We start from the raw sequence: 26844 nt of genomic DNA on the forward strand, positions 1-26844 counted from the left end.
TCTCGTTGCCGTGGTACCTAGTCAAACAAGCTCGGCATGTCGTTTTCCTTCATGAGGGCACCGGCAGAGGGAAGGCTCTGCGCGGTGAACTTTTCGGCCGAGACGCCGGCGCCAAGAATCTCCTCGGTTGTGCCGACGGTGGTGACCGAGCGGCCCTTCTTGGCGGTAAAGGCCTGGACGCCCTGCGTGTTGGTAGTCGTCTTGGTCTTGAGCAACGACGTGTTGAAGTTCATCAAACGATAGTCGCTCGAGACCAGTGCGATGTCGCGGTCTTCCTTGAGCACCTGGGCATACAGCAGCTTGCTGCCGCCGTAGATAGCGTTCTTGAGGCGCTTGCGGTTGGTCTTGGTGACGTATCCAGAAAGTGCGACACGCACCACGCGGCCGTTCTCAAAGACAAACAGCACGTCGGCCTTATAGTCCTCGGGGTCGATGACCCAGATGACGCTCTCGTCGGGTTCCATCTCAAGATCGGTCGGCAGGTACGAGCCCAGCTGGGCCGACTTGGTATCCTCAAACGCCGCGACTTTGCATTTGTACACCTGGCTCTTGTTGGTAAAGACCAGCAGCTCGTGGGTGTTGGAGGACGGGAACTCGATAAAGGGTTTGTCGCCATCCTTGTACTTGAGCGTGGTGGCCTTCTTGAGCACGCGGTCCGTCATCTTTTTAAGGTAACCCTCGCGCGAGAGCATGATGGTAACCGGGTACTCCTCGACCTCGGGCTCCAGGCTTACCTCGATGACCTCGTGGGGCTCGATCCTGCCCGTGCGGCGCGGCATCACGTACTTCTTGTTGACTGCGGCCAGCTCGTCGCTGATGACCTTCTTGATGTTCTCCTCGCTGGAGAGGGTCTCCTCAAGCTCGGCAATCTCGCCCTCAAGCTTGGCAATGTCCTTGGTGCGGTTGAGGATGTATTCCTCGTTGATATTGCGGAGCTTAAGCTCGGCAACAAACTCGGCCTGGGTCTCGTCGATGTCGAAACCCTTCATAAGGTTGGGCACGACCTCGGCTTCGAGCTTGGTGCCACGGATGATGGCGATAGCCTTGTCGATGTCGAGCAAGATCGCCTCGAGGCCGTGCAGCAGGTGCAGGCGCTCGGACTTTTTGCCCAGGTCAAAGTTAATGCGGCGACGCGTGGACTCAATACGCCACTTGACCCACTCGTGCAAGATCTGGCGCACGCCCATAACGCGAGGATAACCATCGACGAGCACGTTGAAGTTGCATGAGAACGAATCCTGCAGCGTGGTCGAGCGATAGAGCTTGGCCATGAGCTTGTCGGGGTCGACGCCGCGCTTAAGGTCGATAGCGATGCGCAAGCCCGAGAGGTCGGTTTCGTCGCGGATGTCTGCGATCTCCTTGACCTTGCCCTCCTTGGAGAGCTTGACGATGCGTTCGATGATGACATCGGTCTTGGTGGTGTAGGGGATCTCGTAGACCTCGATGATGCGCTCTTCGGGAATCCAGCGCCAGCGGGAGCGGATCTGGAAGCTGCCAAGGCCGGTCTCGATAATCTTTTCCATCTCCTCGCGGCGGTAGATGATCTCGCCGCCGGTAGAGAAGTCGGGCATGGGCATATACTCGAGCAGGTCGCAGTCGGGATCCTGCAGGTAGTGCATGGTGGCGGTGCAGACCTCGTTGAGGTTGAAACCGCAGATGTCGGACGCCATGGCGACGCCGATGCCCTTGTTGGCCGAGACGAGGATGTTGGGGAACGTGGTGGGCAGCAGGCGCGGCTCCTTCATGGCGCCGTCGTAGCTGTCGACGAAGTCGACCGGGTCCTTGTCGATGTCCTTGAAGATCTCGGCGCTGATGGGGGAGAGCTTGGCCTCGGTATAACGTGAAGCGGCGTAGCTCAGATCGCCCGAATAGTACTTGCCAAAGTTGCCCTTCGACTCAACGAACGGCGCGAGCAGCGCTTCGTTGCCCGTCGCCAGGCGCACCATCGTCTCGTAGATCGCGGCGTCGCCGTGCGGGTTGAGCTTCATGGTCTGGCCCACGATGTTGGCGCTCTTCTGGCGCTCGCCCTTGAGCAGGCCCATCTTGTACATGGTGTAGAGCAGCTTGCGGTGCGAGGGCTTAAAGCCGTCGATCTCGGGGAACGCACGCGAGACGTTGACGCTCATGGCGTAGGGCATGTAGTTGACCTCGAGCGTCTGCGTGATCGGCTGGTCGGTGACCTCGGAGTGCAGGCCGATGACGTTCTCGGCGTTGACCTGCTTTTTCTTTGGCTGGTTCTTCGTCTTCTTCTTTGCCACAATATCCTCTTGAACTTCTTATGGCCGTCGTTATCGATTTGCTGCTATTGCAGGTCTAGCTGGTCCAGATATTCCTTGCCGTGCTCGGAGATATGGCGCTTGCGGCCTGCCTCGTCGTTGCCCAGCAATAGGTTGAACATGGTCTCCATCTTGGTGACGTCCTCGGGTTCCACCTTGATCAGACGACGCGTCTCGGGGTTCATGGTGGTGAGCCACATCATGTCCGGATCGTTCTCACCAAGACCCTTGGAGCGGTTGATGGAGCACTTCTGGTCGCCGATTTCCTTAAGAATGCCGTTCTTTTCGAGCTCGGTGTAGGCAAAGTAGGTCTTCTCTTTGCAGTTGATCTCGTAGAGCGGCGACTCGGCGATATACACGTAGCCCTCGTCGATAAGCGTGGGCACCAGGCGGTAGAGCATGGTGAGCACGAGCGTGCGGATGTGGTAACCGTCGACGTCGGCGTCCGTACAGATGATGACCTTGTTCCAGTTGAGGTTGTCCAGGTCAAAGGCGCCCAGGTTCTTGATGCGCTTGTCCTTGATCTCCACACCGCAGCCCAGCACGCGCATAAGGTCCATGATGATGTCGGACTTAAAGATGCGCGGATAGTCCTCCTTCAGGCAGTTGAGAATCTTGCCGCGGACGGGCATAACGCCCTGGAACTCGGCATCGCGCGAGGTGCGAATGGCGCCCGCTGCCGAGTCGCCCTCTACGATATAGATCTCGCGACGGCTCTTGTCCTTGGAGCGGCAGTCGATGAATTTCTGCACGCGGTTGGCCATATCGGTCTTCTGCTGCAGGTTGGTCTTGATGCTCTGACGCGTCTTCTCGGCGTTCTCGCGCGAGCGCTTGTTGATGAGCACCTGCTCCATGATCTTGTTGGCGGCGTCTTTGTTCTCGATCAGGTAGGTCGAGAGGCGCTCCTTAAAGAAGGCGGTCATGGCCTGCTGGATAAAGCGGTTATTGATGGCCTTCTTGGTCTGGTTTTCGTAGGACGTCTGAGTGGAGAAGCAGTTGGTCACCAGCACCAGGCAGTCCTGGACGTCTTGCCATTTAATGCCGCTCTCGTTTTTGTTGTATTTGCCCTGTTGCTTAATGTAGGCATCGATGGCGCTGGTCAGAGCGCTGCGGGCTGCCTTTTCGGGCGAGCCGCCGTTCTCGAGCCAGGAGGAGTTGTGGTAGTACTCCTGCATCGTGAAGGTGCGCGAGAAGCACATGCACGCGGTGATCTTTACGTTGTAGTCGGGCAAGTCCTCGCGGTCGCGACCGCGACGGTCAGCCTCGATAAAGAAGGGCTCGGTGAGATAGTCGGCACCGACCTTCTCGAGCACATAGTCCTCGATGCCCTTGGGATAGCAGAAGTCCTCTTCGGAGAACTCGCCATCGTCGCCCTCGATGCGCAGGCGGAAGGTCACGTTGGCGTTGACCACGGCCTGGCGGCGCATGGTCTCGCGATACCACTCGTGGGGAATGCTGATCGAGGTAAAGACCTCAAGATCGGGACGCCACTTGATGGTGGTGCCGGTGCGTTCCTCGTCGCTGGGCTCAATCTCGAGTGCCTTCTTTTTGGCGCCGACGACCTTGCCCTTCTTAAAGTGTAAGGAGTATTTGTTACCGTCACGCCAGACGGTGACGTCCATGTACTCGGAGGCGTACTGGGTCGCGCACGAACCCAGGCCGTTGGTACCGAGCGAGAAGTCGTAGTCGCCGCCCTGGTTGTTGTTGTACTTGCCGCCGGCGTAGAGCTCGCAAAAGACGAGCTCCCAGTTAAAGCGCTTCTCGGAAGGGTTCCAGTCGAGCGGGCAGCCGCGGCCGTTGTCCTCTACCTGAATGGAGCCATCGCGAAAGGCGGTAAGGGTGATGAGCTTGCCGTAGCCCTGGCGTGCCTCGTCAACGGCGTTGGACAGAATCTCGAAGGCGGCATGCGCGCAGCCATCGAGTCCGTCCGAGCCGAAGATGACGGCAGGGCGCAGGCGTACGCGCTCCTCGTCCTTGAGCTGGCGGATACTGTCGTTACCATAGTTTGCGGTGTTTTTTGCCATACTCGCTCTCTCGATGCTCCTTTGCTGCGTTTTAGTCATATAGATAGTCAAGGTAGCATAGCCCAGCCCACAGACGATTCCACCCAACACGAAATCCATCGAACAATCGTTCGGAATTCGATGGAGATTCGTTTACTTGGACAAAACCGAGTCGGTTTTGTCCGAGTAAGTTTGAATAGCGACTCGAAGTTGTTGTGTCCGCATGGCGATGACGAACATGATTTTCATAATGACAGATATAGTTGACATCTTCTGATGGATGCAATATATTTCTGTCATGTTGCAACGGATATTTGTCCATTACCACGAAAGGAACTTTATGCCAGGTAAGAAAAACCTTCGCATGAAGGCGGCGCGCGCGACGGCCGGCCTTTCGCAAGCCGATTTAGCCAAAGCCGTGGGCGTTACGCGCCAGACCATCGGCCTGATCGAGGCGGGCGGCTACAACCCCACGCTCAATTTGTGCGTGGCAATCTGTAAAGCGCTACGCGTTACGTTGAACGACTTGTTTTGGGAAGACGAAAACGACGTCGACCCTGACGCTCTTTAGGAGTTCGCTATGAAATTTGAAGATTTAAAACTCGTGCAAAAGTGGCGTGAATATGCCGGCCCAAAGGATGAGCGCCTGGAGGCTGAGAGCGCGAAGATCTACAAGATTGGTTTCGTGCTGCTTTCGTTTGGCATGTTGATGATCTTTTTCTACCAGTTTATAGCTCGACAGGTCGCGTGGGTTCACAGCGACGCCAGTGAAATGCCGCATGGCTTTGCAACGCCGTTCGAGGTAGCCATGTATTTGTGGCTCGTTCTCGTGATGTTGATTTGCGCAGGACTGCAAACGCGGAAGGGCTATGTCGACACCAATCGTTTTGGGCAAACCGAGCATCTTCCTGTTGGATATTTTCTGCTTCTCAGCGGTCTTAGCGGCGCCGCGTTCGCGCTTGTTATTGCCGCAATGCGTTGTATCGCTGAGGCGCAGATCGTACCGCTCGAAAGCGTCTTTTGGTTGGCGAATCTGGCCACGGGCGTGTTCTGCGGTGCGACGATTTTCGCGGCCATGTTTGCTGGCCTGTGCGCAACGTTTTTCACGGCGAAAAGACGCCGTGCCAAGCTCGAGGCAGAACTCGACTCCACTGACGATATCTAATGCGCAATGGGCTGGCTCTGGGTATCCAGAACCAGCCCTTTTGGTGTTCGATGAGCCGAGTCGGCGTCTCTCGCAAAGGTAACTGGGAGCTAGCGAGGCGTATCCGAATTGACCTCATCGGCGGTGTCGTTTTCGAGCGCCGTGCGGCGGGCGCTGTAGGCGACGAGGCCGGCGCCGGCTGCGGCGAGTGCTGCTGCGGCTGCCGTCAGGGGGACGTTGACATCGCCCGTGCCCGCAAGCGCGCCCGCTTTTCCGGAGCGCTTGTTATTGCCGTGGTCCTTGCCACTGCCGGAGCTGCTTCCGCCGGAGCTGCCTCCCGTGCCGGAACCGCCGCCACTCGAGCCGCCATCGCCGTCCGTCGTCATCGGGGCGTCGTGAAGTCCTGTCGTATCCGCGCTGTCGCATACGCCGACCTGAACTTCTGAGCGCTCGCATGCCGCGTCGGGCACATGAAGCTCGTGCAGTACGGCACCCAGCGCCGAGTTTGCCCCCGGTCGAATTTCCTCGAGCGTTACGGGATCGAGCGCCACCAGATTACGCGCCTTCGCATACAGCGTTACGCGTTTGCCCACTTCGTCGCTCCAACTCTCGGGAATGGCGAAGCTCATGCGGAACTGTGCCGTGCAACCTGGTGCCAGCACTGCGTTGCCACTGTCGGCTACCAGTGGGTGCGTTGCAAAACGTGCGCCCAGCGTCTCGAGCGCGTACTTCACGTGTGTCATGTCGTTGGCCGAAGCGTCCTCGGCAAGCTCTGGATCGTAGATCGATGCCATGCGTGTGTTCGCTCCGAACCCGATGGATGCGCTGGAGAACGGCTGGCTGGAGCCCTCTCGGTACAGATCGATCGTGCCGGCGGTCAGCAAGGTGTTGCCGTCGTTTCGCACCGTGACCATGAAGGATTCGCCTGCTGCTCCAGGCACCACCGCGCCCGAGGTAGCGACTGCGCCCGTCGGAGTGGCACACGCCACCAAGGGCACTTCGATGCCGTGCAGCTCTGCCTCGCTCTTCTCCGCGCTCACAATGTGCGTAGCGAGCGCGGAGAGCATGCTCCCCGACGTCAAAAATGTCGTTATCTGATCGACGGGATGGTCCAGCTCGCACATCACGAACGGCTCCGTAAACAGATCGCCTGCCAAGGTGCTGGCGAAGATGCGGAAGTGCTTGCCCATCACTGCTACCGGGTTGCCTTCTTCGTCGTAGGTTTGTCCCACCTTACCATCGGTGTTCTCTACATAGAGCACGCACCTGCCGTTGTTGCTTACGCTAAACGATGCCGGGCCACAGCCTGCGGCACCCACGGGCTGCGTTGCAAATGCCGATGCGCCTCGTGCCCAAGTAATATGCTGCAGTTGCTCGTTGACGGTAGCCAAAAAGCCCGTGTGCTGCGGCCACGGCACCGCGTGGGGTACTGTAGCATCTGGCGACATAACGCCCCAGCCCGCAATGGACTGGCCGATCACGGCGTACGATGCAGAGCCACAACCGCCTGCAGTCTCGTATGCAACGGGCACCACCATTTTGCCGTTGATATTCTCGGGCGCGCCGAGCTCGATGCTCGACGGTGCCTGCGGAAAGCGGAGGACCTGACGGAACGTGAGACTGTCGCCCGAAACGTCCGACCACAGGGTAAAGCACTCCAGTGCAACCTCGGCCTCGCTGCCGAGCGCCTTTTCTGCGGTGGTTCCGCGGCGGTGGAGGTAGGCGCCCGACAGGCGCCCGTCGACAAGTGTCTTGCCCACCGTGATGCGTGGGCACTGCAGGCAATGGTAGCCATCCTCCTGAAGGCGGCCGCGCGAGATGCTGCGCCACGACGTGTGCGATATCACGCGAACTCCGTCGTTGCTTATGCGCAGGCGCACAACGGACAGTATGCCGGATGTGCTCGCCGTATCGAAAAGGGTGTCGTCGCCGTCACGCCGCTCGCCCGAGAGCAGCAACACGTAGGCGTCCTGGTTTCCTCTTCCGTCCGTATATTCCACCACGTCGAAGTCGTAATCGTATATGCCGTCGCGCTCCACGTCGCCCTCGCCAAACCCAAGGGGAAAGTCCACAGGCGTGGGAGCGGACCACGTTCCGTTTGCCTTTGTGTGTACCACCAGGCGCGAGCGACCATTGTCGCCGTAGCGCACCGAGGCGATACGGAACAGGCATTCTACGCCGGCAATCATTGCCAGCTTCATGTGGGCTTCGCTGAGCACGCCAGCAAACAGCACGTTGTCGCTCGAGGGTTTTATGCCGCCACGCTCGTCCTCCGACACGCCGGCAGAATTGGCGTTCGGGTCGGCAACGGTGTTCGTTGCCTGACCGATGTAGGTGTACTCATACATCGGCGCGGCATTTTCGTCGCTCTCTATCAGTGCGTGGACGAAATGCTCGATCTGTCCCGTGTCGTCGCTTTCTGCATCCGCCTCGAGCTCAATGCGCGTGACCGCTTGATCCCAATCGCGCACGACAGGCGCGGCGTTTACGGCAGTGGCCTTAACCTCGGCGCGTGCGAGCAGCTCGGCGTTGGTGACGATGGTGGCCGATGCGATAAATTGCGGCACGCCGCCCGCCTCAATGTTGCCGGCCGAGTCGAAGCAGGCATCCAGCGTATAAGGCGTATCTCCACCCAATGCGAGCTCAGAGCGCTGGAGCACATACTGGTCGCCATTGTTCACCGACATATTCCACGAATCGATGAGTGTGGGCCACGACCCCGACCAAGCCTTGGTGGTCCACTTGAACATTACGAACTGGAGTATCACATCGACATCGACGTCTGCACCTACGCGCAGTCGCGGAAGCTGGTGTCCATCTGCCTTCTCGTACCCAATGAACAGCGTGAGGGATGCGGCGCCGCGCACGGCAGACGAAGCGACGCCTGCAACGCCGGCGCCAAAGGTGACGGCAAGCCCGATCTGGATGGTGAACGAGCCCGACGTGTTTGAATAGTCGAGCGAAATGTTTTTAAAAAACGCCGCGCCGCTGCCGTGCGTGTGGGCACCCACGGCGAGCGCCAGTTTTGCCAGCACCCAGGGGTTGACGTTTAGGAAAAATGGCACCGGTCCTAGGGTAAACTGCTCGGTCCAATTGAGGTCGGTTCTTACCTGGAAGAGGGCCTTAATATTGCCGTATGCGGGGTCGTTGTTGTTACCCCAGGTTTTGCCCACCCAATCGTAGGCGAGCGAGCCGTACACCTGTGTTGCGATATCCATCGTGAATAGCAGCGTGCAATGGTGGCGAAGGAGCTTGGTGTTTCTTGGATCGGTGCCCGATCCGGCACTCATACTCTTGTACTGATTCCACTTCCCCTCCATCTCGTCGAGGTAGCGGTTTGCCTGCTTGGCGCCCGACTCGCGCGGCGATTTCTTCCAGTATTCCGGATCAGGGTTGCCCGAATCGTTCATATAGCTGGCTGGTTTGTATCCTCCGCCAAACAGCACGTATCCAGCAAACGAGAAATCGAAGAGGATTGGAAATGTGGGCATCCAACACGTGAACTTATTACCACCGATGCCGGGAAACGATGCGGGGAAATCAAACGGAGTGATCTCTTGGTCCATGGTGGTGGGAATGATGGTGGTCGAGCCTGATTCCGCCTTTGCGGCCGGCGCGGTGACAACGGCCATAGGGGATGAGAGCGTGTAGGTTTTGCCCTGGTAGTCGAGCATAAAGCGCAGCTTGCACCCTTCCTCCAGAAGGCCCGAAGCTGCATCGAGGAACGTGTCTTCGAGCGTGAACGTCGCCAGATTATCCGCGCCCGATGCGCTGGCCTTGATCTGGCCGATCTGCGTGACGGTTTCGGTTGAGCTGCCCGCAGAGGGCATCACTTTATTGATATGCAGCGTTGCCTGTCCACCCTGTGGCAGATGTGCCTGCACGGTAAAGGCGTGCGTATCGGGCTGCTCGTTTGCCGTGTCGTCCTTCGGCAATGCCATGAACGTGGCTTCAGCGTACTGGATGTCCCATTCGTCGAATGTGAGCTGGCGAAAGTACGGCTCGCCGTCGGAAAGCGGACGCGTGGGTGCGGTTATGGCGGTGCCGCCCTGGATACGCGCAAGGGGAATCTCGACATCACGGTAGCCCGCCATGCTAATGGAGATGCCGCCGTTAAAGTCGTACGCGTCGAGAAGCGTTGCCTCGTCCACGTAGCCTTCCGAAAGAGGCGCGACCTCAAAGATGGCCGTGCCCTCGTCGTCGGTAGTGGCGGAGAGCTGCTTGCCCGCGGCATAACGCGACGCGAGCGTGACCTGGGCTCCCTTGATGGGTATATTCTTGTTGGCGACGTCGACCACGACCACACCAAACATGGTGCGCGAGAGAACGAGCACCCTGAAGGGGTCTTTTTCGTCGGCATAGGCTTCGGTGGGCGCGAACGGCAATATGAAGGCGTTTGCGCTTCCCGGCACGCGCGGCAACATAATGCTCGCCAGCGAGGACGCTCCGGCAACAAGTAACGAACGGCGATCAAGCATCTTTGGCTCCCATCCCGCAAACATCGGAGGAAATAATCCAATTTTGCGAGAAGTCGCCCCGTGGCGGTAGTGCCGTTCAAGGGTCAAAACGTCCAATTTGAGTGCGCGAAAGCGTCAGGCCCCCGGAGCGCTTTCGATACGCCGGGCAGTCTGGCCGCTAGCGCAACATGTGGGCAATCAGCTCGGCGCGAGTTCCGATACCAAGCTTGGCATACACTCCTGATAGGCGGTTTTTAACGGTGCCCGGCGATACTCCCATGTGGCGTGCGATTTCGGCGTTGGTCCAACCGCGGCAGGCGAGCATGGCCATGGTGAACTCCGTGGTCGTTAAATCGTCGGCCACGTCCTCACCCGAATCGGGGTTGTGGATGCGCCGCCAGCCGTAGCTGAATCGATACGTAATCTCGATGATGCGAGCGAAATCGTCGGGATATTGCGATTTTAAGCATGCCTCGATAAGCCCCTGCAAAAGGCCGTGGTGCTCGCCAATGAGCTCGATAAGGCCGTCGGGGCGCGCAATGTCCCAAGCGGCTCCGAAATGTGCCTTTGCGGCGTCGATGTCCTTGAGGCTCATGCATGCCATGGAAGCCGCCAGGTGCAGGAACAGTTCCGAGATGGGATAGCTTCCCTGTTTCATGATCAGGGCATTTTCCACCATGCCCAGGCTGCGGCCGTATTCGCCGCGCAGATACAAGGCGTGCGCCATCACGTAGCTGGCGAACAGGCGCAGGCCTTCGGGCAGATGCGCCGCAAGCGGATAAAACTCTTCGGCGGAATACGGGGAAGGCAAGTGCAGCAGGACGCTCGCGGCAGAGGCGAACAGGATATGCATGGCGTGGACGGCAGGCGATTCATCGTCAGGTGGCGTATCGAGGATGCCCGCAAGGCAACGGCGGGCATCGGCGATACGGTTGAGCGACAGACTGGCATATCCGCAGATAAAGCATGCGGAATAGCGCGGTGCGGGGTCGGTGGCGTCAAGATAGGGGCGTGCTGTCTCGGCGGCGAGCGTGGCCTGTCCGCGAAAGTACAGCGCTTCTGCCGTGGCGATGGTGCGTGAATCGGGGTCGGAAATGCCTGCAACCGCAGCGTCGATCTGCCCTGGCACAAAAGCGGTGCACATCAACGGCATGGGAATGCGTGGGTAGCCATCGCAGTCCATCTTCCATCTCCCAACAGCTGGCAACAATTGCAGCAATTGTACTCCTGTTGCTCGGGACTGGAATTTGTGGGTATCGCCTACGATTATGCCGAACGTATAAAGGAAGAGTCTATTGGCGATGCTTCCAAGGTGGCTACCGAAGCCTATCTGACCTTGGGATATAGAAAAACTGCCACCCCTGCAAAAAGCTCTGCCGCAGCGATGGGAAACGCATCTTCTGGGCATTCCGGCGTCTCCAGCCAGCGCTGGACTGCTGCTGTCGCCTGCGCGTTGGCGAGCGGGGCGTGGGGACCGTCCGGCGACCAGCGGTGACGGGCGAGCCCTGCCGCGTACGTGGGACTCCATCGGCGTAGACCCATGACCCCCATGGCATCGGAGAAGTTCACCATGGCGTCCAGGACTTTACCGTCCGGCACGTCCAGCCTAGCGGCTCTCTTGAACCCAAGGTTGAAAGGGGGCGTTGTACAAGGCGAATGGGGCCGAGTGGAAGTGGATCAAAAGAGCGTTACTTGACGTTTCATGCATAATGCCAACCGCCCCGCGACATCACGTTCGCAGCGCGCAGGGGCCGGAGAATCTTCGCGATGAGAGTTGACGTCTAATACCTTGCATCGTATAGTGTGTATAGCATAGTATATGACGAGAGGAGGTGTGCGGATGGAGGCACAGATGAAGCGCGGCTTCCTGGAGGCCTGCGTGCTCGCGGCCGTCTCCGGCGAGGAGTCCTACGGCTACCAGATCGTGAAGGACGTACCGGCGAGCATGGGGCTCACGGAGTCGACGCTCTACCCGCTGCTCAAGCGCCTGGAGAAAGCCGGGTGCATCACGGCGCGCTCCGCCGAGCACAACGGGCGGCTGCGCCGGTACTACCGCATCACGGACGACGGGCGAGCACGCATCGAGGAGTTCCTGGCCGAGTGGCCGTCCGTACGGGAGATTTACGCATACGTTGAGGGGGCGCACCATGACGCGCGATGAGTTTCTGGGCCGGTTGGGCGAGCTGCTCGCCTGCCTGCCGGCCGAGCAGGTGGAGGAGACCAAGGCGTTCTATGCGGAGGCCATCGCTGACCGCATGGAGGACGGTATGAGCGAGGAGGAGGCCGTGGCCGCCATGGGCACACCCGGCGAGGTGGCGGAGGCCACGCTCGACGACCTGCCCGCCGTGCCGCGCGCGATCGCGAGGACGCGCCGGCGCAGCACCACGCTGCTGTGGGTGCTGACCATCGTGGGCTCCCCGGTGTGGGTGCCGCTGCTCGCCGCCTTCGCCGCCGTGGCCGTCACGGTCTATATCTGCATCTGGCTGCTGGCACTCTGCGTGTGGATCGTCGCGGCGGCACTCGGGGGCGTGGGCGTAGTTGAGCTCCTGCTTGCCGTAAGCGGCGTCACCATCGGCCACTTCCCGTACGCCCTCGCCTCGGCGGGCGTGGGGCTCGGCCTCGTCGGCGTGGCGCTCTTCGTTGGTGCTGGCGCTTGGGCCGCCTCAAAACAAATTGCGCGCCTTTCGGCGCTCTGGGCGAGGAAGGCCGCCTCGCCCTTCTGGAAGGGCAAGGGCGAGAAGGGCGGCGCTGCCGCGCATCTCGCGGCGTAGAAAGGAGTGAGTACCATGACCAGCGCGAAGAAGATCTACCTCGCCGTGGCGGGCGGGCTCGTTGCCGCGGGTGTTGTCCTCGCGGGCATTGGCTTTATCGCTTCGGGCTTCGACCCGGCCGTGTTCACAACCCATATCGACACGCGCGACAGCACCATCGTGCTCGGCGGCGTCGAGGTGGACGACCCGATGGGCCTCCCCCTCATCGAGCAGCTCGCCAATCTGGGCGAGATCGACACCTCCGGCGTCGCGGATCCCGCCGCGCCCTAGGCGCAGCGAGCCCGGGCGCTCTGCCCGCCAAGCTGCGTAAGCCGGCGAAACCCGAACCTCAACCTCTACGCAACTGGCCCCAAGCCTGCGCCGATTCGCTCTCGGCGCCGCGCGGGGGCCCGTGACGCATGCCCAAAAGGTATGAGGAGAAAGGAACGCGATGACGACAACCACGCCCTTCCGCCTTCATGGGGCCACGCAGGACCGGAAGCGACTGGGCCGTGCGGTGGGGCTGTGCTTGGATTGGCTACACTGATATGGACAGTTCCGTGAGGGGCGCGAGAGACGGGACTCTGGGGAGATCTTCGAGGAGGAGTGTCTCGACTGGAAGCGCGGGTTCAGTGGAGCAGGAACCTAATCTCTGTCTCTCCTGCTTTTTTGATTTGTTGAGAAGCCGGCATTTGGGGGCATTTTGGATAGCGAACAGTTCAAACAAGAAGCTGAGAAAATAGAACAAAGCCTGAGTGCCTTGAGAGTCGCCGAGCGCAATGCAGTGATTCCTTTCATGAACGGCGACTTTACCCAATGGGATCTATATCTGGCATCCTCCTCTGAGTATGCGATGAGACTGATAGACGGATTCATCTCCATGCTCGAGTCGAGGAATCTTGTTTGCGTCGCCCAGCTTCTCCGCGCACAGGTTGGAGTCTGCCTGCGGACATTCGCATTATTCGCCGCCGAAGACCAGGATGACTTTCTCAAGCAGGTGTTTCAAGGTGTGCCTGTGAACAAGCTGAAAGATTTCTCGGGTGAGAAGATGTCCGATGGAAGACTTCAAGACTTACTCGAGAAGTTCGATCCAAAGGTAAAAGATGTATACAAGGTGACGTCTGGATTCGTCCACTTCTCCATTGATGTTCTGCCGAGCATGGGTGTGCCTGGGGAGGGCTATGAGGTCGAGTTTAATTTTGGAGCCGAGCCCAACGAGAGAAACAATGCGCCTCTCGTGGAATGCGGCAAGGCGTTCTGCCACTATGTCGACCTGCATCTCCAGATGCTCCATAAGGTGATTGCTTCGGATGAATGGTATGCCGATCGATTCCGTATCGATTCCGATGGTCCTGCAGACGAGGCCTCGAAAAGCGAGAAGGTGTAGGTCGAACGCATTGACGCTGCCTTGACAGCATCCCGATATGATAACGAATGGGAGGTTCCCTGCGAAATGTGCGCCTCTGTATATTCTCGCTAGGACGCCCTCGACCGATAAGGCATCGTTGAGTTCAATTTGAGTTCAGCTCGGGTGCCTGAAATCGCCCAACTCTGATAAAAGGGGAGACGACGGTACACCACGTAGACGAGAGGCTATGGAAGTGCACGATTTGATTATATTGGCGCGCTAAACCGCCCCGCTGCCCAACTTGAACTCCGCTCACGCGTGTATGGGGCTGCGAGAGGTAACGGCCTGCGGCCTCCTTTGTGTGCTCGATGATATCTTCGAGCATGCCGGGCATGGCGGAGACATTCGCTGCAATCCAGCCGTGTTCAAGCGCCGTTTCGGATAGGAGCGAGAGGGGGCTGTCTTGCCCGTTTCCCTTGCACCCGTAAAGATGGTTGACAGTTTGGGGTCTCCCGGGTCTTTAGCTTTTACCGTGCTAGATGCCTCATGGAAACTGTTGGACTTTAATCAGACAGACCCAGCATGTCGTTTTCCTCCATGAGGACATCGGCTAAAACCGCAACACCTATGCTTGTTTAAGCAAACTTCCTGATAGTCGTGGAGCTGCTGTAGCCCGACATGCAGGACATCGCTCGGCTTAAACACCGGATGCCGCATCCGCGAAACGAGTTGCGGTGCACCCTGTTCCAAAAGGTTGCCAAGTACCATGGCGTGAGCGTTGGGGTAGCCATCATTCAGCGTGGATACATCCGGATGCGCATAGATCCAGACGATTCCAACGTTCTCGTATTTCCCGTGCAGGTAATCGAAGAGGGCAAGCGACGCCATACAGTTGCCGCCGACGGTCACGACTCTGTCGGGGTTTTCTGCCGTAAGCTTCCTCTGCGCATCCTGAATTCCCGCCAGGACTTCGTCCTCGGCACAGATGTGAACTGCCTCCCATTTCTCATGTCCAAGTTTTGGGACGCGTTTCGCAATGCCGAGTGGGACCCCTGGACAGTCGGATCACGTGGTGGCCCCCTTTGAGAGGGTCACGAGCATGGTGGTCCCGTTCTCGGAACTTGCTTCGACCTCTACCGTGCCGCCGTGTAGGGCTGCAATCTCCCAAACAAGCGCTAGCCCGAGTCCTGCGCCGCCGTATGCCCTGCTGCGGGATTTATCTAGACGAAAGAACGGCTGGAAGATGCTCTCTCGGTACTGTTTGGGTATTCCCGGGCCCTCATCTTTGACTCGCAGGAGCACGTGGCTGTCGCTGTCGCTGATGGAGACGTTGACAGTCGAGCCGGGGCGGCTGTAACGGATGGCGTTTTCGACCAGATTGAACACCAGCCGATAGAGGAGCGTATCACTTCCGATTGTCAAAGCGTCTCCAGCACAATTGAGGGCTATGCCCTTATTCTCGGCAAGTGGCGCAAGGTCGGTGAGGACCTCTTCGGACAAGGGACCGAGTTCAACATCGTCCTCGCAAGGAACGCTGCGGAGCTCACTCATCTCGAGTAATACCTTGGTCATTCGAGACATGCGCTCGGTTTGTTCTTGTAGCAGGCCGAGCAGCTCGGCTGTTTCGGGTTGCAAACCGGAGTGCTCGGAGATGAATAGTTCAATCTGTGCTTGCATAAGGGCGAGCGGGGTGCGCAGCTCGTGTGCGGCGTTGCCGGTAAACTGACGCTGTGCAGAGAACCCTTCGCCAAGACGGGCGATCATGTCGTTGAAAGAGGCGCTACATCGTTGTAGCTCGGTGGGCACATCTTCACTGAGTCTGATTTCGCTTAGGTTGTCAGGCTGCACACGCTCAACCTGGGCGGCAAAAGCTCGTAGCGGTTTGAGCGCACGGCCGCTCACAAAGTATGCCAGCACGCCGCCAAGGAGTGTGACTCCAGCCGTGATGCACCAGGCTGTCGTGCCAAAAGACTCCTGTGCGTCGTTTACGACGATCGTGACCTCGTCATTGAGGGTCGCTTTCGTTGGGTCGAACGCCTGGGGCGAATCTTCGCCGGCTGCGCTAAGGGCCGAGACGTCGCTGCCGATAGCATCCATGTAGCGCATGCCCGTATAGCCGACCAGGCAGTTCGTCAGCACGCACGCAGCGCACGTGAGCAGTGCCGTCATAATCGTTATGCGCCATTGCAACGAAAGCCTTTTCATTCGCTATCCTCCATAACGTAGCCCTCTCCAATCCGATTGCGAATCGGGTCGTATCCCAAAGCGATGCGTAGCTTTTTGCGGAGTGACGAGATATGAACGCGGGTCGCGTTGCTAAAGCTGTTCACGCTGCTATCCCAAACGTGCTCGATAAGCTCCTCTTGGCTTACCGGACGCCCCTGATTAAGCATCAGGTATTCCAAGATTCCCGTTTCCTTGCGCGTAAGAGATAAAGTCTCGCTGTCCACGGAAGCGATGCGCGCCTTGGTGTCAAAGCGGAGCTTTCTGCAGGTTAAAACTACGTCGCTTTGTGTAAAGCGTCTGAGGGTAAGGCTGCGGATCCTTGCCGCAAGCTCGTCCAGATGAAACGGCTTGGTGAGGTAATCGTTGGCGCCGGCATCGAGTCCGGCGACTTTATCGGATACTTCGCCACGCGCGGACAGAATCAGCACCTTGGTCTCGCAGTCGGTTTTCCTAAGTTCCCTGAGTACGGTCATGCCGTCGATACGGGGAAGGTTGAGGTCGAGTATCACGAGGTCGAAGGCCTCAACGTCCAGTAGGTCGAGCGCCTCCTGTCCGTCGTGACAGCAGTCGACACTGTACGCCAAGTTCCGCAAGCTGCGCGCGATTGCGTCGCACAGCGCCCGCTCGTCCTCGACGATCAAAATACGCATAACAGTCTCCTTGCACATTTCAAATCGCGCTTAACACGGATTTTATAGTCGATATGGTCCAATGGTCGCGTAACGAAAGGAGTGGTCAGGTTGTTCAAAGCGGTAAAACCCGTGGTACAGGTCGCTTTGTTGATCGTCGGAATTACCATGGTGTGCTTTGGTGTTATGCGTGGCGAGGCGGATGCCGTGCTGGCCAAAGCGATTAGGCTGTGCTTGGAGTGTATCGGAATTGGATAAAAGAGAAAACACTGCGTCGCATGTTTTGGTCCGATTTCGCGGATTCATTCAGGCGGCGGCGACGCTGGTCACCAACATTCACCTGCCAAACTTTGCCAAAGGCGGCATCTATCAGGGCGCGGGAAAAACAGTCTGCGTACCTGGACTTAATTGTTATTCGTGCCCCGCGGCATCGGGTGCGTGCCCCATCGGGTCGTTCCAGTCGGTGGTAGGTTCATCCAAGTTCAACTTTTCTTACTATGTTACCGGTGCGCTCATTTTGCTCGGCGTGCTGCTGGGACGCTTTGTATGCGGCTTTCTGTGCCCGTTTGGCTGGCTGCAGGAGCTGCTGCACAAGATTCCCGGAAAAAAGTTCTCCACGAAAAAGCTTAAGCCGCTCACGTACATCAAGTACGTCGTGCTGCTGTTTGCCGTGGTGCTGCTGCCCGTCTTGGTGGTTAACGACGTGGGCATGGGCGACCCGTTCTTTTGTAAGTACATCTGTCCGCAGGGCGTGCTCGAGGGCGCCATTCCGCTGGCCATTGCCAATGCCGGCATTCGATCTGCGTTGGGACATCTCTTTACTTGGAAACTTGCCGTTCTCATTGCCGTGGTAGTGCTGAGCGTTTTGTTCTACCGCCCCTTCTGCAAATGGATTTGTCCACTCGGCGCATTCTATGCGCTCATGAATAAGGTATCCCTACTGGGCATCTGGGTCGATGCATGCAAATGTGTCTCGTGCGGCAAGTGCTCAAAGGTTTGTCAGATGGACGTTGATGTGGTCCGCGCGCCCAATCATGCCGAATGTATCCGGTGCGGAAAGTGCATCGGGGCCTGTCCTGTCGATGCCATCAGCTATCGCTATGGCCTGGATGTGTCGGCGGAAAAGCTTCCCTTGACCGTCGATAAAAAGTAAACAAGCTTCGACAAAACGGAGGAATGACTATGAAGCTTTCTAAGATTGCGGCCCTGTTTATGGTGCCGGTACTGGCCTTGTGCCTTGTGGCATGTTCGGCGTCCGGTGGCAATGCGAGCGAATCTGCGGGCTCCGATCCTAAGATCGCAGAACTCACTGCGCAGAAGCCGACCAATGCCGACGAGGCCGCCGAGTTGTATGCAAAACTCATGCAGAAGGAGAACGATATCTTTTCGAGTGATAACGCGCTGTGGGAAAAGGTATTCAATGCGGCAAATAAAGACTCGGCAATGATTGAGGACGGCAGCAATTACGGCGATTTCCTGCTCAAGACCATCGACGGCGCCAAGGATGAGTTCACGGCGGATGAGCTTAAGACACTCAAGGCCGGTGCACAGCAGATCAAGGAGATCGAGGACAAGCTCGAGAGCCTGGAGAAGGAGTTCCCCGGCTGTGGAAGCACGCCGAGTGCAGGCGAGAGCGTCGACGCTTCGACCGCTGGCATGACGGCTGGTGCCAATGCTTCGAGCGAGGCGACGAAGTTCCCCAGCTTTACGGGCAAGGACCTGGATGGCAACGACGTGAACAGCGACGAGCTGTTCTCTAAGAACAAGGTCACCGTCATGAACTTCTGGTTCACCACTTGCAAGCCGTGCGTGGGTGAGTTGGGCGACCTTGAGGACCTGAATAAGGAGCTTGCCAAGAAGGGCGGCCAGGTCGTGGGCGTCAATTCCTTTACGCTCGATGGCAACAAGGGCGAGATTGCAGATGCCAAGGACGTGCTGAGCAAGAAGGGCGTGACATATAAGAACATCTGGTTCAAGTCGGATAGCGAGGCCGGTAAGTTTACGTCAAATTTGTTCTCGTTCCCGACAACGTATGTCATCGATCAGAATGGCAACATCGTAGGGGAGCCCATCGTGGGCGCCATCAGCTCCGCTGAGCAGCGCGCAGCGCTCGACAAGCTTATCGACCAGGCGATTGCGAATAGCGAGCAGTAGAAAACGCGTAAAGCATGGCGATGATCGTGCACCGCTGTGCGAAGTAGTCCGCTACCTTTCAAGATAAGCTCCACCATATAGAGGTCCCGCTCGGGACCTCTTCTTTTGGGCGCCGTCCCGTTCGTTTTTTGGCGCGGTTTGTTACATTCCTCACTGGCGTCGGCAAAAAATGGGGATAGAGTAGGACAAACGCGTCGAATACGAACGGCGGAGGAGAGCGGGCAGGGTGCCTGCGCAGGAGAGGTTGCCGTCCATGCTGGAGCTCAAAGGTATTTGCAAAAGGTACGTTTCGCAGTCGTTTACGCAGGTGGCGCTCGACAGCGTGAGCCTGTCTTTTCGCGATAACGAGTTCGTGGCCATTCTGGGTCCCTCGGGTTCGGGCAAAACCACGATGCTCAACGTTATCGGCGGACTCGACCACTTTGATTCTGGCGACCTGCTGATTGACGGCATCTCGACCAAGGACTTCCGCGACCGCGATTGGGATGCCTACCGCAACAACCGCATCGGCTTTGTGTTCCAAAGCTATAACCTCATTCCGCATCAGACCATTTTGGAAAACGTGGAGCTGGCGCTCACGCTCACGGGCGTGGGGCATGCCGAGCGCCGCCAGCGTGCGCGCGAGGCGTTGGAGAAAGTCGGCTTGGGCGAGCACGTTAACAAGCGCCCGAGCCAGCTTTCGGGCGGGCAGATGCAGCGCGTGGCCATCGCCCGCGCCCTGATAAATGATCCTGAGATCGTTCTTGCCGACGAGCCGACCGGCGCTTTGGATTCAACGACATCCGTACAGGTCATGGACCTGCTCAAGGACGTGGCGCGCGACCGCCTGGTCATCATGGTCACGCACAATCCCGAGCTGGCGTACCAATATGCCACGCGCATCGTCAATCTGGCGGACGGCAAGATCACCGACGATTCCGATCCCTTCGATGCTGCCAAGGCCGCGCGCCGCGAGGCCAAGCCTACGCGCAAAACCTCGATGAGCTTTGTGACGGCGCTGGGGCTTTCTGCCCGAAACCTCATGACCAAGAAGGGCCGCACGGCCATGACTGCCTTTGCGGGCTCGATTGGCATTATCGGTATCGCGGCGATCCTGGCGCTCTCCAATGGCGTAAACGGCTACATCAAAAAGGTCGAGGAGGATACGCTCTCGAGCTACCCGCTCACCATTTCCAAGCAGGATTACGACCTGTCGTCCATGATGGGCGGACAGGGGGCTGCGGATGATGACTCGCCTGAAAACGTGGATTCGTCCGACGACAGTGCCGGCGACAAGGCTCAGGGAAACGATAAGATTCCCGTGGTCACGGCCGTAAAGGATATGTTTGCAAGTGTTAAGTCCAACGACATGACGAGCTTTAAGGCATGGCTCGATGCCGGTGGCGACGGCATCGATAAAGAAGTCAACGCCATTCAGTACGGCTACGGTGTATCGCCGGTTGTCTATCGTGCCGGCAAGGGCGACGAGAAGCCCGTCCGGCTTGTTCCCAACGCTATGACCGAGGCCATGAGCGGAGGCGCGAGTTCGGCGGCAACGGTGAGCATGGAATCCATGGGAACCTCGGTCTTTAACGAGATGATTGACGACCAGAGCCTGCTCGACAGCCAGTACGATGTCGTCGCCGGTCATTGGCCCACGTCTGCCAACGAAGCCGTGATGGTGCTCTCGAGTCGTGGCACGGTGGGCGACTACACGCTCTACAGCATCGGTGCGCTGGATATCAATGAGCTCAACGATCTGGTAAACAGTGCTATGACGGCTGACGGTGGGGTCGAAACGCCCGAGACCGGCACCGAATTTACCTACGACGATGCGCTGTCCACGACGTTTAAGGTGCTGTCGCCGGCCGATGCGTATCGCAAAAACGAAGAGACCGGCATGTGGACTGACATGTCTGACGATGCCGACTTTATGACGGCCAAGGTTGCCGACGGTATTGACGTGCGCATTGTGGGCGTGGTGCGACCTAACGAGACGGCCAATGCGAGCGCATTGACCCCGGGCATTGCCTATACGCATGCACTAACTCGTCAGCTTATGGAGCGCGCCGCCGATTCGCAGATTGTGCAGGAGCAACTCGCCCGCCCCGAGACGGATGTCTTTACGGGCAAAACCTTCGACGAACTGCAAGGCGAGGCCAAGCAAGGCGTTGATCTGGGCAGCATGTTCAGTGTGGACGAGGCGGCGCTCAAGAGCGCGTTCTCGTTCGATACCTCCGCGCTCTCGGGTGTTGCCGGCGGTATGGACCTGTCGGGTCTTGACTTGTCCGGGCTGGACATTGACCTTTCGGGCGTTGGCAAGGACATCGACTTCAGCGACATCATGGCAAAAGTGCCAACCCCAGATTTCTCGGGTATCTTTGACGGTCTGGAACTCACGCCCGAGCAAATGCAGCAGGTGGGAACACTAGCCAACCAGCTGTTTGAGGGCTTTTTGCAGTCTGATCAGTTTAAGGCGCTGTCACCCGAGGATCTTAAAGACGCGGCAAAGCTCGCTGCCGCATTCTCGACGTATCTTGAGAGTGATGCCACGGCGCAGCAATACCTGACACAGCTCAAGGCACTCGGTGGCGATGCCCTGGCCGAGCGCCTGCAACAGACGATGACCGACTATGTGCAAAAGCAGCTGGCTCCGTATCTGCAGCAGGCTATGGATCAGGTGATGAAGTCGATCAGCGATCAGATTGCGGCGACGGTGTCAACTCAGCTCAAGGCAGGCGCGGCAGGGCTTATGGACCAGATGGCGACGCAGATGTCTTCGAGTTTTGCTAACCTGGCGAGCGCCATGCGCGTGGATGCGAGTGCCTTTACTCGTGCCATTCACTTCAACATGGACGCCGAGGACCTGAGTTCGCTCATGATGAGCTATGCCAAGGCGTCGAAGCTCACCTACGACAACAATCTGACCACGTTGGGCTATGCGGACGAGGCAGATCCCATCTCGGTCAAGATTTTCCCGCGCGACTTTGAGGCCAAGGAGCGCGTGCTCGATCACATCGACGCGTACAACAAGCAGGTCAAAGCCGCCGGCCACGATAATCGGGCAATTTCGTACACCGACTACATGGGCATCATCATGGGTTCGGTAACCGACATCGTGAACACCATCAGCTTGGTGCTCATCGCATTCGTAAGCATCAGCCTGGTGGTGAGTTCCATCATGATCGGCATCATCACGTACATCAGCGTGCTGGAGCGCAAAAAGGAGATTGGCATTCTGCGTGCGATTGGCGCGTCGAAGCGTAACGTGGCAAACGTGTTCAACGCCGAGACCTTTATCGAGGGCCTCATTGCCGGCGTCTTTGCTGTTGTCGTCGTGGTGGCCGTGAGCTTCCCGGTCAATGCTTGGGCGCTTACGGCCAAACAGGTCCCCAACCTGATGAGCCTGCCCGTGCAGGATGCGCTGGTGCTCATTGCAATTTCGGTGCTGCTGACGGTTGTCGCTGGCCTGCTGCCGGCCCGCAGCGCATCCAAAAAAGACCCCGTGGAAGCCCTGCGCTCCGAATAATGCGACAAAGGGGCGGTCCCTTTGTCACGTTCGTTGATATGAGAGAAGAGTAGATGATCCTTTCGCTGGCCCCTATGGAGGGGATTACCGGGCATGTGTTCCGTCGCGTGCATGCGGAGTGCTTCGGCGCGCTCGATTGCTATTACACGCCGTTTTTGCCGCCGCCGCGGGTGGGAAACCGCTTTGGCGGCAAGGCGTTTAAGGAGATCGATCCTGCCAATAACCAGGGGCTCAACGTGGTGCCTCAGCTGATGTCCAAGAACGCGGACGAGTTTGTGTGGGCGGCACAGGTGCTCGCCGACATGGGCTACCGCGAGGTCAATCTCAACCTGGGTTGCCCCTCGGGAACGGTTGTTGCCAAGGGCAAGGGCTCGGGTTTCTTGCGTAATCTCGACGAGCTCGAGGCGTTCTTAAGCGATGTGTGCGAGCGGTCGCCGTTGCCGGTATCGGTAAAGACCAGGCTGGGGTTGGAGAGCGACGACGAATACGAGCGCGTGCTCGATCTGTATTGCCGCATGCCGCTGGCAGAGCTGATTGTGCACCCGCGCGTGCAAAAGGACCGCTATACGGGCTCGCCGCGCAAGGAGTTCTATGGCGAAACGCTGGAGCGTGCGCCGTTTCCGGTCGCCTATAACGGTGACATTTTTGATCTTGAGGATATGGATGCGCTGGTGGAGGCCTATTCCGGCACGCGCCATGTAATGCTGGGGCGCGGCCTCCTCGCGAACCCCGCGCTGGCTCGCATGGTCAAGGGTGGCCCTGCTGCCACGGCTGCTGAGCTGCAGCGCTTCCACGACACGCTGTTTGCGGCCTATGCAGAAGAGATTGGCGGTAACGCGGTCTTTCGTATGAAGGAGTGGTGGTTCTACGCCAAGTGCGCTTTCGCCGACCCCGCTACCGTTCACAAGCTCGTACGCAAGACTAAAAAGGTCGACGAATATCGCGCCGCCGTCGAGCGCGTCTTTCGCGAGCAGCCACTTGCACTCATAGCTCGCTTCCACGGCTAGTTGGTCGTTGGGGACGTTCTTTAACGACTAGTCATTTAAGAACGTCCCCAATGACTAGCTATAAAAAGTTGTACACCAGCATCCAAAGATGTCGAAAAATGTCGACTTTGGATGCTAGCGTACATGTTTGGGTCGGCGGGGGAGTTGAGTCTAGGCAATCATTGCATCGAGCGTGATGAGCTCTCTGAGTTGCTCCGTGCGTGTTTGCCCATGGCGCTTTGCTTTTGCGTCAAAGGCTTCAAGGACCGATTCGCCCACACGTGCCGATAAAACAACGCTTGACTCATCAGAGATCGACGGCCTTCCCAGCTTGATGGTGCGACCCTTCGGCCACCCATCTTTTTCGTATGCCTCTGCGGCTTTCTCCAACTCTCCGGGAGCAAACCCCATCATCTTTTCGAGCTGCTTAGCGTCCATAGCGCCTCCTATCGATCGACATAATGTCGAGCGCCGGTTCTCGGATTCTCTTTTTGTATACAATTTTGTAGACAAAAATACAAGCAGTTTATCGGGCTAATTAGCTTGTTTTGACCCGCCTGTTCGATAGGAAATGAGCATTGACGACTTCGCTACTCCTTTGCTTTTCAGCTTGGAATTTGGATGCTCATTGAACTTCCGGAGGGGAGCGCTTTATTAAGCTATCGAGATTCTGGGCAGGAACTCTCACTGGTCTTCGGTAATGGGACCAGCTTAATTCGCGACACAGTGTGTCGCGAATGGGAGTAGTCGTTAGGTGTCCTTCAATGGCTACTCATATAAGAACGTCTAAGTGTCGGATTTTGTCATTTAGTGTCGTTCTCAGCGACTATTCTGGAGGGTCGTGGTCAAAAAGGGCAAATATGAGTACTGTTGCCATTATGGTTGCATTTATTTTGCTATAAATAGCAGCTCCTGATGAGATTTGTTCCCATTAGGAGCTACTTTTATTGAACATATGAGGAGAAATAACGTCGTCTGCGGACGAGTGGAACGTTGAATAGTTCCTGAAGTGATCAAAATCGCTGCTACTAAACAGGTAGCAGTACTCATATTTGCCCTTTTTTGACCACAGCCCTCTCGGAAACCTTTCCAGAGGCGTCAAACAGCCATAATCCAAAGGTCGCCTCAAACAATTAGCTGGCTAAGAGCGTCCATGGCTACCCAAAAGCTGTACACCAGCATCCAAAGATGTCGAAAAATGTCGACTTTGGATGCTGGCGTACATGTTTGTGCCGTATTGGTTTGTGCGTTGGGGCGGGCCGACCGCAATGGCACACTAGAGCAGATTCTCCTGCACCCATGCGATGATGTCGCTTGACTCGTAGAGCGGTTCGCCATCGATGAATAGACAGGGAACCTGGCGTTTTCCGCCGACGGCGATGAGTGTCTGCTCGGCTTCGGTATCGGTCGAGATATTGCGTTCGGGAATGGTCACGCCGTTATCGGCCAAAAAGCGCTTGACCTTTATGCAATACGGGCAGCCGGTCATAACGTAGAGCACGAGCTCATGATTAGTAGCCATAGGTCTCCAATCGGTTGCTGTTTTGATTGAAATACCCAAAGCCGCCGCAATCTATGCGCGGGCCAGCGACGACTCGATGGCCTGTACCAAAAACGCCGTGGCTCCGGTGCCGCAGGGTTTGTCGTAGTAGCCAACAAAGCGCTGGTCGGCAAGATAACCGTGGACGAGGCCCAGGTACGCTTCGTTCTGGGGCTCGCATCCCCAGTTGAGAGCAATCCAGCGACGATGCATCGCGACAAGCTTGCGAGCCTCGTTGCTCTCTGGGTCGCCAATGCCCATGGCAATCGAGAGCTGGCCCAGAATAGCGCGTTCAAGTTCCTTCATGTCGTTCCATGTCTGAGGATCTATGTCCAGTAACGTTTCGTTTGCTGCATCGATAGCCTCATCGCCATAGCGCGCCCGCGCCTCGGCGCCGTAGCGCTCCTCGTTTTCCTGCACGGTGCGCCAGCGCTCCAGTTGCGGCAACACGGCGCCCATGAGCGAGACGGCATCGTCGAGCGACATACCGGTGTTTTGCGCCAGGCGCGGGGCGCAGTCCTCGATCATCGCCTCCATGGTGGTGTCGTAGGTGTACTTGCCGTGGTCGTAGCACCACTTGCAGTAATGGTCGGTCGTGGCGCCCGTGGCATCGGTGCCGCAGTCGTCGGGCTTGAGTATCATGCCGCAGCTCTGGCAATAGTGCTCGGGCATTTCAAGCAGATGAGACAGAGGCTCGCCGGTCACGGCGGCGACGAGCTTCATCATGTCGATGCCAGGTGTGACCTCGCCGCGCTCCCAACGGCTGACGGCTTGGCGTGTAACGAAGAGCTTGGCGGCGAGCTGCTCTTGGGTAAGGCGATGGGCGCGACGGACAGCGATGAGCTTTTCTGCAAAGGCCATAGCGGCTCCTTTCTGCTGGTTGATGGCTTAAGCATACGCGGCGGCAGGCGCCCTTCCAAGCAACCGTTGGTTGCACGACGGGGGACCGCGGCGAAGAATTGCGCACAACGCCTCACACCTTCATGCCGTACAATGACCGGCATGGAACCTATTGCACACATACATACCGATCTGCCACAGAAGTTCGGCATTCCGCGCAACAGCTTTTTGGCGCCTCATCTGCAGGGGCGCATCGTTTTTGAGCCGGAATTTGCCTCCAACGCAGCGGTTGAGGGTCTGGACTCCTTCTCTCACCTATGGCTGCTGTGGCGCTTCGAAAACGGAACGCCCGGTGGCACGGCTAAGGACATAGCTGCCGATGCCAAAACGCAGGACAGGTCCGGCACCAACGCAAAATGGTCGAAAACCGTGCGCCCGCCGCGTCTGGGTGGAGCCGAGCGTTTGGGCGTGTTTGCCACACGCAGCCCGTTTCGCCCTAATCCCATCGGGCTCACCTGCGTCAAGCTCGATCGCGTCGAGCTCACCGACGATGGGCCCATCATCCATGTGCTGGGGGCCGACCTGCGCGACGGTACGCCCATCTACGACATTAAGCCCTACATTCCGTTTGCGGACTGCCACCCGGATGCGACCGGAGGCTGGATCGAGGATGCTCCGTGGCAAGAGCTCGACATCGAGTTCCCTCAGACGCTGCAGGATATGGTCCTCCCCGCAAAGCTCCCCGGCTTGGTCGAGGTCCTTCGCCAAGATCCACGCCGCGCGGGCAGCAAGCACGAGCCAAACCGCGTCTATCATCTGGCCTTCGCCGGGCTCGACATATCGTTTACGGTCGACGAAACCCAGCTAACCGTAACCGCCGTCAACGACGCGCAAGACTAACCTGCCATTCGTCCGCACCCGTCAAATTAAGCGCCAAACCCCGCGCCAAAACTGTCCGCGCTGGTGGACAATAACGCCTACCA

22 protein-coding genes are annotated in these 26844 nt (G+C 58.0%); 12 read left to right on the forward strand and 10 right to left on the reverse strand.

Annotated elements, in window-relative coordinates; genetic code table 11:
- Positions 1-17: 17 nt before the first annotated feature.
- Complete coding sequence (locus ABHR76_RS00180) at positions 18-2258, reverse strand: DNA gyrase subunit A (protein ID WP_346976447.1); 2241 nt, start codon at positions 2256-2258, stop codon at positions 18-20.
- 44 nt (positions 2259-2302) lie between these two features.
- A complete protein-coding gene (locus tag ABHR76_RS00185) occupies positions 2303-4300 on the reverse strand; it encodes a DNA gyrase/topoisomerase IV subunit B (protein WP_138111705.1) in 1998 nt (665 codons plus the stop codon).
- A gap of 319 nt (positions 4301-4619) precedes the next feature.
- Between ABHR76_RS00185 and ABHR76_RS00190 the strand changes: the two genes are divergently transcribed.
- Positions 4620-4850, forward strand: coding sequence for a helix-turn-helix transcriptional regulator (locus tag ABHR76_RS00190; RefSeq protein WP_346976448.1), 231 nt, complete (start codon positions 4620-4622; stop codon positions 4848-4850).
- 9 nt (positions 4851-4859) lie between these two features.
- Positions 4860-5444, forward strand: coding sequence for a hypothetical protein (locus tag ABHR76_RS00195; protein ID WP_346976449.1), 585 nt, complete (start codon positions 4860-4862; stop codon positions 5442-5444).
- Between the two features lie 89 nt (positions 5445-5533).
- Here ABHR76_RS00195 and ABHR76_RS00200 read toward each other — a convergent pair whose 3' ends face one another.
- Together ABHR76_RS00200 and ABHR76_RS00205 are read right to left on the reverse strand one after the other, a co-directional pair.
- A complete protein-coding gene (locus tag ABHR76_RS00200) occupies positions 5534-9901 on the reverse strand; it encodes a hypothetical protein (RefSeq protein WP_346976450.1) in 4368 nt (1455 codons plus the stop codon).
- 157 nt (positions 9902-10058) lie between these two features.
- On the reverse strand, positions 10059-11063 hold the full coding sequence (locus ABHR76_RS00205; protein WP_217495602.1) for a helix-turn-helix domain-containing protein: 1005 nt from the start codon (positions 11061-11063) through the stop codon (positions 10059-10061).
- A 657-nt stretch (positions 11064-11720) separates the two neighbouring features.
- Between ABHR76_RS00205 and ABHR76_RS00210 the strand changes: the two genes are divergently transcribed.
- From ABHR76_RS00210 to ABHR76_RS00225, 4 genes are all read left to right on the forward strand, one after another.
- Positions 11721-12041 carry a PadR family transcriptional regulator gene (locus ABHR76_RS00210; RefSeq protein WP_006234594.1) on the forward strand — a complete coding sequence of 107 codons (321 nt, stop codon included), beginning with the start codon at positions 11721-11723 and terminating at the stop codon, positions 12039-12041.
- Positions 12028-12651 (forward strand): DUF1700 domain-containing protein, encoded by a 624-nt coding sequence (locus tag ABHR76_RS00215; protein ID WP_138114217.1) that lies wholly within the window; start codon positions 12028-12030, stop codon positions 12649-12651. Before ABHR76_RS00210 ends, ABHR76_RS00215 begins: the two co-directional genes overlap by 14 nt.
- Positions 12652-12666: 15 nt before the next feature.
- Positions 12667-12921, forward strand: a complete 255-nt coding sequence (locus ABHR76_RS00220) for a hypothetical protein (protein ID WP_117848184.1) — start codon at positions 12667-12669, stop codon at positions 12919-12921.
- Positions 12922-13333: 412 nt separating this feature from the next.
- Complete coding sequence (locus ABHR76_RS00225; RefSeq protein WP_195361944.1) at positions 13334-14017, forward strand: hypothetical protein; 684 nt, start codon at positions 13334-13336, stop codon at positions 14015-14017.
- 528 nt (positions 14018-14545) lie between these two features.
- Here the strand turns inward: ABHR76_RS00225 and ABHR76_RS10085 are convergent.
- Genes ABHR76_RS10085 through ABHR76_RS00235 form a run of 3 tightly spaced genes read right to left on the reverse strand, consistent with a single transcriptional unit; the run spans position 14546 to position 16872 of the window.
- On the reverse strand, positions 14546-15016 hold the full coding sequence (locus ABHR76_RS10085; protein WP_138114220.1) for an arginase family protein: 471 nt from the start codon (positions 15014-15016) through the stop codon (positions 14546-14548).
- A 27-nt stretch (positions 15017-15043) separates the two neighbouring features.
- Entirely contained in the window at positions 15044-16183 is a 1140-nt protein-coding gene (locus ABHR76_RS00230) for a HAMP domain-containing sensor histidine kinase (RefSeq protein WP_138111717.1), read from the reverse strand.
- On the reverse strand, positions 16180-16872 hold the full coding sequence (locus tag ABHR76_RS00235; RefSeq protein ID WP_138111720.1) for a response regulator transcription factor: 693 nt from the start codon (positions 16870-16872) through the stop codon (positions 16180-16182). The genes ABHR76_RS00230 and ABHR76_RS00235 overlap by 4 nt, the downstream gene beginning before the upstream one ends.
- 147 nt (positions 16873-17019) lie before the next feature.
- Here ABHR76_RS00235 and ABHR76_RS10090 point away from each other — a divergent pair, with 147 nt between their 5' ends.
- The 5 genes from ABHR76_RS10090 to ABHR76_RS00260 all read left to right on the forward strand — a co-directional run bounded on the left by ABHR76_RS10090 (position 17020) and on the right by ABHR76_RS00260 (position 23502).
- The gene (locus ABHR76_RS10090) at positions 17020-17091 is read left to right on the forward strand and encodes a CD1871A family CXXC motif-containing protein (RefSeq protein ID WP_254179316.1); all 72 of its coding nucleotides are present in this window, start codon (positions 17020-17022) and stop codon (positions 17089-17091) included.
- A gap of 205 nt (positions 17092-17296) precedes the next feature.
- Positions 17297-17986: a 4Fe-4S binding protein gene (locus ABHR76_RS00245; RefSeq protein ID WP_254668687.1), complete on the forward strand. Its 690-nt coding sequence runs from the start codon at positions 17297-17299 to the stop codon at positions 17984-17986.
- Between the two features lie 29 nt (positions 17987-18015).
- Positions 18016-18987 (forward strand): TlpA family protein disulfide reductase, encoded by a 972-nt coding sequence (locus ABHR76_RS00250; protein ID WP_138111726.1) that lies wholly within the window; start codon positions 18016-18018, stop codon positions 18985-18987.
- Positions 18988-19240: 253 nt separating this feature from the next.
- Positions 19241-22495 carry an ABC transporter ATP-binding protein/permease gene (locus ABHR76_RS00255; protein WP_138111729.1) on the forward strand — a complete coding sequence of 1085 codons (3255 nt, stop codon included), beginning with the start codon at positions 19241-19243 and terminating at the stop codon, positions 22493-22495.
- A gap of 53 nt (positions 22496-22548) precedes the next feature.
- The gene (locus ABHR76_RS00260) at positions 22549-23502 is read left to right on the forward strand and encodes a tRNA dihydrouridine synthase (protein WP_138111732.1); all 954 of its coding nucleotides are present in this window, start codon (positions 22549-22551) and stop codon (positions 23500-23502) included.
- 150 nt (positions 23503-23652) lie between these two features.
- On the opposite strand, the gene ABHR76_RS00265 is transcribed toward ABHR76_RS00260, so the two are convergent.
- From ABHR76_RS00265 to ABHR76_RS00275, 3 genes are all read right to left on the reverse strand, one after another.
- The gene (locus ABHR76_RS00265; protein WP_138111735.1) at positions 23653-23919 is read right to left on the reverse strand and encodes a ribbon-helix-helix protein, CopG family; all 267 of its coding nucleotides are present in this window, start codon (positions 23917-23919) and stop codon (positions 23653-23655) included.
- 838 nt (positions 23920-24757) lie between these two features.
- The gene (locus tag ABHR76_RS00270) at positions 24758-25003 is read right to left on the reverse strand and encodes a glutaredoxin family protein (RefSeq protein WP_138111738.1); all 246 of its coding nucleotides are present in this window, start codon (positions 25001-25003) and stop codon (positions 24758-24760) included.
- Between the two features lie 51 nt (positions 25004-25054).
- Positions 25055-25882, reverse strand: coding sequence for a TipAS antibiotic-recognition domain-containing protein (locus tag ABHR76_RS00275; protein WP_138111741.1), 828 nt, complete (start codon positions 25880-25882; stop codon positions 25055-25057).
- A 141-nt stretch (positions 25883-26023) separates the two neighbouring features.
- Between ABHR76_RS00275 and ABHR76_RS00280 the strand changes: the two genes are divergently transcribed.
- On the forward strand, positions 26024-26761 hold the full coding sequence (locus ABHR76_RS00280) for a tRNA (N6-threonylcarbamoyladenosine(37)-N6)-methyltransferase TrmO (protein WP_254668688.1): 738 nt from the start codon (positions 26024-26026) through the stop codon (positions 26759-26761).
- The last annotated feature ends 83 nt before the right edge of the window (positions 26762-26844 follow it).

This window comes from Collinsella aerofaciens (genome assembly GCF_039752985.1).
GTDB lineage: Bacteria > Actinomycetota > Coriobacteriia > Coriobacteriales > Coriobacteriaceae > Collinsella > Collinsella aerofaciens_BT.

Coding starts and splice junctions, on each gene's coding strand:
- ABHR76_RS00195 (WP_346976449.1), top strand. CDS start 4,860: ATGAAATTTGAAGATTTAAAACTCGTGCAAAAGTGGCGTGAATATGCC.
- ABHR76_RS00265 (WP_138111735.1), bottom strand. CDS start 23,919: ATGGACGCTAAGCAGCTCGAAAAGATGATGGGGTTTGCTCCCGGAGAG.
- ABHR76_RS00250 (WP_138111726.1), top strand. CDS start 18,016: ATGAAGCTTTCTAAGATTGCGGCCCTGTTTATGGTGCCGGTACTGGCC.
- ABHR76_RS00220 (WP_117848184.1), top strand. CDS start 12,667: ATGACCAGCGCGAAGAAGATCTACCTCGCCGTGGCGGGCGGGCTCGTT.
- ABHR76_RS00190 (WP_346976448.1), top strand. CDS start 4,620: ATGCCAGGTAAGAAAAACCTTCGCATGAAGGCGGCGCGCGCGACGGCC.
- ABHR76_RS00280 (WP_254668688.1), top strand. CDS start 26,024: ATGGAACCTATTGCACACATACATACCGATCTGCCACAGAAGTTCGGC.
- ABHR76_RS00260 (WP_138111732.1), top strand. CDS start 22,549: ATGATCCTTTCGCTGGCCCCTATGGAGGGGATTACCGGGCATGTGTTC.
- ABHR76_RS00255 (WP_138111729.1), top strand. CDS start 19,241: ATGCTGGAGCTCAAAGGTATTTGCAAAAGGTACGTTTCGCAGTCGTTT.
- ABHR76_RS00275 (WP_138111741.1), bottom strand. CDS start 25,882: ATGGCCTTTGCAGAAAAGCTCATCGCTGTCCGTCGCGCCCATCGCCTT.
- ABHR76_RS00235 (WP_138111720.1), bottom strand. CDS start 16,872: ATGTGCAAGGAGACTGTTATGCGTATTTTGATCGTCGAGGACGAGCGG.
- ABHR76_RS00215 (WP_138114217.1), top strand. CDS start 12,028: ATGACGCGCGATGAGTTTCTGGGCCGGTTGGGCGAGCTGCTCGCCTGC.
- ABHR76_RS00270 (WP_138111738.1), bottom strand. CDS start 25,003: ATGGCTACTAATCATGAGCTCGTGCTCTACGTTATGACCGGCTGCCCG.
- ABHR76_RS00210 (WP_006234594.1), top strand. CDS start 11,721: ATGGAGGCACAGATGAAGCGCGGCTTCCTGGAGGCCTGCGTGCTCGCG.
- ABHR76_RS00185 (WP_138111705.1), bottom strand. CDS start 4,300: ATGGCAAAAAACACCGCAAACTATGGTAACGACAGTATCCGCCAGCTC.
- ABHR76_RS00200 (WP_346976450.1), bottom strand. CDS start 9,901: ATGCTTGATCGCCGTTCGTTACTTGTTGCCGGAGCGTCCTCGCTGGCG.
- ABHR76_RS00230 (WP_138111717.1), bottom strand. CDS start 16,183: ATGAAAAGGCTTTCGTTGCAATGGCGCATAACGATTATGACGGCACTG.
- ABHR76_RS00205 (WP_217495602.1), bottom strand. CDS start 11,063: ATGGACTGCGATGGCTACCCACGCATTCCCATGCCGTTGATGTGCACC.